This is a genomic window from Rhodococcus sp. P3_B8 (assembly GCF_056402775.1).
Map to the genome: position 1 here is coordinate 1 of NZ_JBFUGT010000377.1, position 5,568 is coordinate 5,568.

General features: G+C 65.7%; 7 protein-coding genes and 2 pseudogenes. 5 read left to right on the plus strand and 4 right to left on the minus strand.

All coding sequences use genetic code 11. The features are described 5' to 3' along the window. Positions 1-204: pseudogene (locus AC1D1G_RS40725) on the minus strand (IS3-like element ISMyma10 family transposase); the annotation flags it as partial. Between the two features lie 32 nt (positions 205-236). Next, positions 237-1,058, minus strand: a complete 822-nt coding sequence (locus AC1D1G_RS40730; RefSeq protein ID WP_477956442.1) for a pentapeptide repeat-containing protein — start codon at positions 1,056-1,058, stop codon at positions 237-239. A 463-nt stretch (positions 1,059-1,521) separates the two neighbouring features. Between AC1D1G_RS40730 and AC1D1G_RS40735 the strand changes: the two genes are divergently transcribed. From AC1D1G_RS40735 to AC1D1G_RS40755, 5 genes are all read left to right on the plus strand, one after another. Continuing rightward, complete coding sequence (locus AC1D1G_RS40735; RefSeq protein ID WP_477956443.1) at positions 1,522-1,737, plus strand: hypothetical protein; 216 nt, start codon at positions 1,522-1,524, stop codon at positions 1,735-1,737. 28 nt (positions 1,738-1,765) lie between these two features. Beyond that, entirely contained in the window at positions 1,766-2,170 is a 405-nt protein-coding gene (locus AC1D1G_RS40740) for a hypothetical protein (RefSeq protein ID WP_477956444.1), read from the plus strand. Positions 2,171-2,300: 130 nt separating this feature from the next. Further along, on the plus strand, positions 2,301-2,648 hold the full coding sequence (locus AC1D1G_RS40745) for a hypothetical protein (protein WP_477956445.1): 348 nt from the start codon (positions 2,301-2,303) through the stop codon (positions 2,646-2,648). Positions 2,649-2,665: 17 nt separating this feature from the next. Continuing rightward, the gene (locus tag AC1D1G_RS40750; RefSeq protein WP_477956446.1) at positions 2,666-2,893 is read left to right on the plus strand and encodes a hypothetical protein; all 228 of its coding nucleotides are present in this window, start codon (positions 2,666-2,668) and stop codon (positions 2,891-2,893) included. Positions 2,894-2,979: 86 nt separating this feature from the next. Next, positions 2,980-4,599: a ParB/RepB/Spo0J family partition protein gene (locus AC1D1G_RS40755; RefSeq protein WP_477956447.1), complete on the plus strand. Its 1,620-nt coding sequence runs from the start codon at positions 2,980-2,982 to the stop codon at positions 4,597-4,599. A 143-nt stretch (positions 4,600-4,742) separates the two neighbouring features. On the opposite strand, the gene AC1D1G_RS40760 is transcribed toward AC1D1G_RS40755, so the two are convergent. Continuing rightward, a complete protein-coding gene (locus tag AC1D1G_RS40760; protein WP_477956448.1) occupies positions 4,743-5,330 on the minus strand; it encodes a hypothetical protein in 588 nt (195 codons plus the stop codon). A gap of 66 nt (positions 5,331-5,396) precedes the next feature. Then, positions 5,397-5,568 (minus strand): annotated as a pseudogene (locus AC1D1G_RS40765) (IS3-like element ISMyma10 family transposase); the annotation flags it as partial.

Below are 5,568 nucleotides of genomic sequence, written 5' to 3' on the forward strand. Positions count from 1 at the left end.
CGGACGCCCGGACGCCGACGCGGCATGGGTGCCATCGCCCGCCGCTTCGGCCTTGCGGACCCACACCCGTACGGTCTCCGTCTTCAGTGACATCCGTTCGGCGATTGTGCGGATCGCCTCGTATTCCGAGGCGTAGTCACCACGGTGCTCGAGGACCAGGCGCACGGCCTTCTCTCGCACCTCGGCTGGATAGACATTCGGCATAAGGATTACCTTCCCAAGAAAGAAGGTGCGCATCAAACCCGGGACGATTCACCAGCCATATAGGCCTGGGTCAGGTTTGCGCGGACCAGGAATGCATTGGTTAGGTTGACGCCAGCCATCTCTATGCCTGTCAGATCCGCGTGCGCCAAATTTCCCTCGGTGAGATTGGCACGGGTCAGCACGGCACCCTTCATCACCACGGAAGGCCAGTTGGCACTTTCTAAGTTGGCCCCGCGCAGGTTCAAATGATGGTGCCACCATCTCAGGGCAGTAGCTGCGCGAAGGTGCGTGTGTTCGAGTATGACGCCACATATCGCCGTTCGGACTTCGATCTCATGCGAATCGACCGCGGCGGTGGAGCATTGGGTGGATTCAAGAGTTGAAGAGGGAGACGACCTAGGCATGCGGAGATAGGCGCAGAGAAGGTCGATACACACCATCTGTTCGCCCCAGTCGCGGAATCTGCACCAATCGTCTGTAAGGGATCCGAGGGCATAGACCCCGGCCAGTCGAACAGCGGGTGCGTCATTTCCTAGCTGCTCAGCACAGAGTGTGTACCGGCTGCGTAGCGCCCCGGTCTCCTCAAGCACATGGGTTGCCTCGGTTGAACGCTGCTTGCGATAGGCGATAAAGGCTGCGCCGCCGAGACCAATGATGCCTATCAATGTAAGGGTGGTCCGGGAAGCATCGAACCATTGAGTTCCGTTGAGGAATAAGCCATCGGTCCAGATCCATTTTCCGGCCTGTAGTCGGGCGAAGACGAGTAGCACCGCCATTCCAACAGCCGTCGTAACGAGAGTCCCAACAGCGACCCAGACACGGAGAGGAAAGCATTCACGGTCCTGCTTCGGCACGAGAGACATCTTTCCGTGCCTTCGTGGGTGCTGGGCGAGAATGCGCATAGAAACACCGGTCATTCAAACCTCGCCGGTCAACCGGCGGCCACGGCTACCAGTGAGAGTCCCCCGACCGCGTGATGGCGCGTCGCGATGACCGCGGTCCTTCGGCCCGGGCGAGGCCACCTTCGGTGTCCCCCAAGCGGATGCTCCGCTGCGCTTCGCTCTGTGGAAGAGCGTCGTTCTTTTGACCTGCTGGCCTTCCGATCCTGATCGACGGCGGCCGGTGAACAACCCCTGGCGGCGCAAGCGCCGGCGCAGCTCCGAGAACTTTCTCAACCCGCACTCGCTTCGCTCGCAGAGAAACTTCTCGGCCCAGGGGTTGCACCCCGTCCTGATACCGCCGATCCGACTCTCCTTTGCCAGCAGGGCAAAAAGAACGCGGGGCCAGGAGTGGTCCGGCAGAGCATCGGAGGTTCATATGAGCACCACCATCGTCCTCGACACGGTCATCGACCCCATCGCCGTCGCGCGCGCGATCTACGCCGACCTGCGAGTCGAGGAGGACCCCGCCTACGACGACCTGGGCACGGACATGCGCGCCGAACTGGTGGGCATGGTCTTCGGCCTTCTCCCCGACGACCCGTACATCCAAGCGGCCGAGATCCGGCTCGTCCCGGCCGACTTCGGCCTCTGACCACATCCAACCTTCAGAAGGAGACACCATGCGCACCACCTTTCCCGCCGTCGTCATCGAGATCGACGGCACCATGACCGCCCAGGACCTCCCGGTAGACCCGTTGTGGGCGAGCCTGCGCATCCCGGCCGGTATCGGCGCGGCCCTCGACGCCGTCGGTGACGTCGGCACGACCGGGTTCGTCCTCGGACGCGGCCCGCACCAGGGCACGGCGAGCCTGCTCGTGGGGGCGAACCACCAGCATGTCCCCGCCGTCCCGGTCAACTCGCTGGCCACCGCGATCGTTCACCGATACGGCCCGGTCACCGACCGACCGATTCGCGGTCGCGCCGTTTTGGTCGCCGGATGGGACGAAAACCCGGAGCCGATCCTCGGGCCGGTCGCGGAGGCACTGATCGCCAGCCGCAGCGCTCGCCCCGCCCAGGCGGCGTAAGCACTCCGATCCGAAACGTCGGTGGGAACCGGGCAGCAACTATCTGCCCGGTTCCCACCGACACGACGGACACCGCACACACGACCGGGACCGCAAGGCGCGGTCCCATCACCACCGAAGGGAACCTCAGATGAACGTGACACCGGGAGCGTCGAGTGTGCCGATGCGGGTGCTGCACAACGAGGAACGGGACGCGATGCTCATCGGCTACACCGACGGCGACCCACTACGCGAGGTGGCCCGGTTCGAGATGGATCCGCGCCGCGACCTCGAGGTGAACCTCGAGGAGGTCTTCGAGGCGTTCAACGAACCCGGCCCCCAGCTTGTCGGACTCGAAGTGGTCCGCCGGTACCGGGCCGAGCGGCACCGATCGCTGAGCAAGGGCGACGTCCTGTTCTACGGCGAGGTCGCATACGCCGTCGCCGCCGCCGGATTCGTCCGGGTGTACCCGACGCGCGAATCCATCACCTTCCGCTGACAACCCAGGAGATCGAGATGACTGAGGACACGGTCCGCATCATCCGCGAGCAGGGATTCAGCGCCGGTGTGCTCGCGTCGTGCGGTGAGAGCGACGACGAGCCGCTGCTCGTGCTCGCCGAACGTGCAGGAATCGAGTTCGGTTACGTGGCCGCCGAACTCGACACCTTCAACGACGGCTTCGCCGCCGGGTGGCAGATGGCACGGCAGGCGGACGGCTCCGCCGACACCCCAGCCTCCCGCTGACGAGGAACCACCCGGAAACAAGAGAACACCGGGCAGCAACTATCTGCCCGGTGTTCTCGCTCGAGACAGTACAGGAGAAGGACATCATGACCGCAACACAGCAACTGGTGGGCGTTGAGCTGATCGAGGTCGACCCGCACACCCTCGATGTCGGCAAGAACGTGCGCGACCAGGTGGACCTCGAGGCGACGCCGGAGTTCGTGGCGTCGGTGCGCGAGCACGGTGTGCTGCACCCGATCACCGCGAACCGCCGCGAGGACGGTGTCCTGGTGGTCATCGACGGACAGCGGCGAACGTTAGCTGCGCGTGCCACCGACCGCGACACCATCCCCGTGCTGGTGCGCTCGCAGGACACGACCGATGAGATCGAGCGTGCAATCGCCCGGATCAGCGAGCAGATGAACTCGAACAATCACCGCACCGGTCTGACGACCGCGCAGAACGCCGCCGGGGTTGCCGAGATGCTCGACCTCGGGGTGCCGGTGGACCGGGTCTCGAAGGAGCTGAGTGTGAAGCGGAAGGCGGTCAAGCTGCTCGGTGCAGTCGGTCGCCGCGAAGCGGCGCGGGCGAGCCTCGAGGAACACGGCCTGACGATCGAACAGGCCGCGATCGTGGCGGAATTTGAGGCGAACGGTGACACCGAGGCCGTGGAGGCATTGGCGCAGTGCCAGCGCCACTCGTTCGACTACGAGGCCCGCAGGTTACGGGCGGATCGGAAGGAGAAAGCGACCCGCGCGGAACGCACCGCCCCGTACGCCGAGGCCGGGTTCACCGTGCTCGACGGCGATCCCGGCTTTGGTGACGACTCGAAGATCCACTGGCGGTACATCGCCACCGCCGAGGACGCCGAGGTGGACCCGCGCGCGCACGTTACCGAGGAGCAGGTGCGGCAGCGGCCGGACCTGTGGGGCGTGTGGGTGCGCACCGAGACGATGTACGTCGAAGTCGAGTCCGGAGAGCCGGTCGAAGAGGGTGACATCGACTGGGACACCTTCGACGATCCGGACGTCGAACCGGAGGAAGGGCTGCGGCACGCGAACTCGGTCGAGGAACGCGACGTGTACGTGCCGCAGTTCTACTTCCTCGACGTGCTGCGTGCCGAGAAGGCCGGTCTGGTTCCGGTCAACGGTGGCCGCTACCAGTTCAACCGGGCGATCCAACTCGCCGGGTTCAACCCGACCAACCCGCTGCCGGAGGACGAGGAAGCGCGCGAGGCCGCACTCCTGGCGGCTGAGGAGGCCAAGCGGGTGCAACGTCGCCGGGTACGGGAGCTGAACAAGTTGGCCGAGTCCGCTACCGACGTGAGGCGCGAGTTCATCCGCGAGATGCTGTCGGCGAACAAGCCCCCGAAGAACGCCGCCACGTGGACGGCGATGATGGTCGCGCTCGCACCGCACCAGTTGTCGGAGTACCACTCGTCCGATCTGCTGCCGGAGTTGATGGGTGACAAGACCTGGACGACGTACGACGCGAAGAAGAAGATCGCGGCCGCAGCGACAGCGGCCAGCGAGTCCCGCGCCTGGATGCTCACGTTCGCGCTCACCGTCGCGGCGATGGAGTCGCGGATGGCGAAGGACGCATGGCGGTCGCGGCCGCAGTACGTGAGTGAGTACCTCGGGATGCTCACCGCCAACGGGCACACCCTCGCGAATGTGGAGAATGTGATCAGCGGCGAGCTGCGGCCGGAGGACGTCGACATCTCCTAGTCGTGAAACGGCGCGTCCCCGGAAGTCGGATTTCCGGGGACGTGTCCGGGAGGGGATGGAGGGTGTTCGGGGCATCGAGCCCCGAACACCCTCTGCGCATTAGCCGTGTGCGTGCACCTGGGGGCTATGCGACGCACCGTCAATCACCAGAGAGTGAGTGGCAGGCCGGCGGCTTCGGCGCGGCGGATCCGTAACTCGATGCGGTCGGGTTCGTCGCCGTTCGCGAGGCCGGCGCGGACGGCGGCGGCGATGGCGCGGGTGCGCCCGGCGGGACCGCGGATGTCGGCGAGTGGACTGGCGAGGTTTCGGCGGCGCAGGTAGTACTCGGTGCGGTTGACGGCGTTGGTGCCCAGGCGCATGTGGTGTGGGTTGACGCAACCGGCGAAATCGCACTGATGGCACAGGACCGCGTCGTCGGCGCCGGACCACCCCAGTCTCGGGATCACTCCGTACTCGAGTTGGTAGGCGAACAGGTGCGCGGGCACGGTGCCACGCCGAGACGTGCCGGGCAGGCTCGCTGCCCGGAAGGACCCGTGGCCGGTTGAGGAGACCCCGGCCAACCATGGTGTGCATAGGTTCCCGGCACGCTGATAACACTTGGCCTGGAACCGAGCGACGATCGTCGGCTCTGCGAGCCACGACCGCCACAGCCGGGCAGGTACGCGCACCGGTTGTGGCTGCCCGATCAGGGCGAGCTGCTCGTCCTCCGCATGTGGCGAGGGAACGGGCATACCCGGGAGCGGGGAAATGCCGCTGGTGACGCTCAGTGAACCATCCCGGGTCTCATGCACACACTGTCATTTGTGTGCGACCGGTTGATCGGCACGGTGTTCAGCGTAGTACTTGGCTTCGTACTCGGCCGGTGGGATCCGCCCGAGACGATGCATGAGCCGGCCGGTGTTGTACCAGTGCACCCACGCCGAGGTGGCCTCCTCGACGTCACCGATGGTGCGCAGCGGCCCCTTGCGG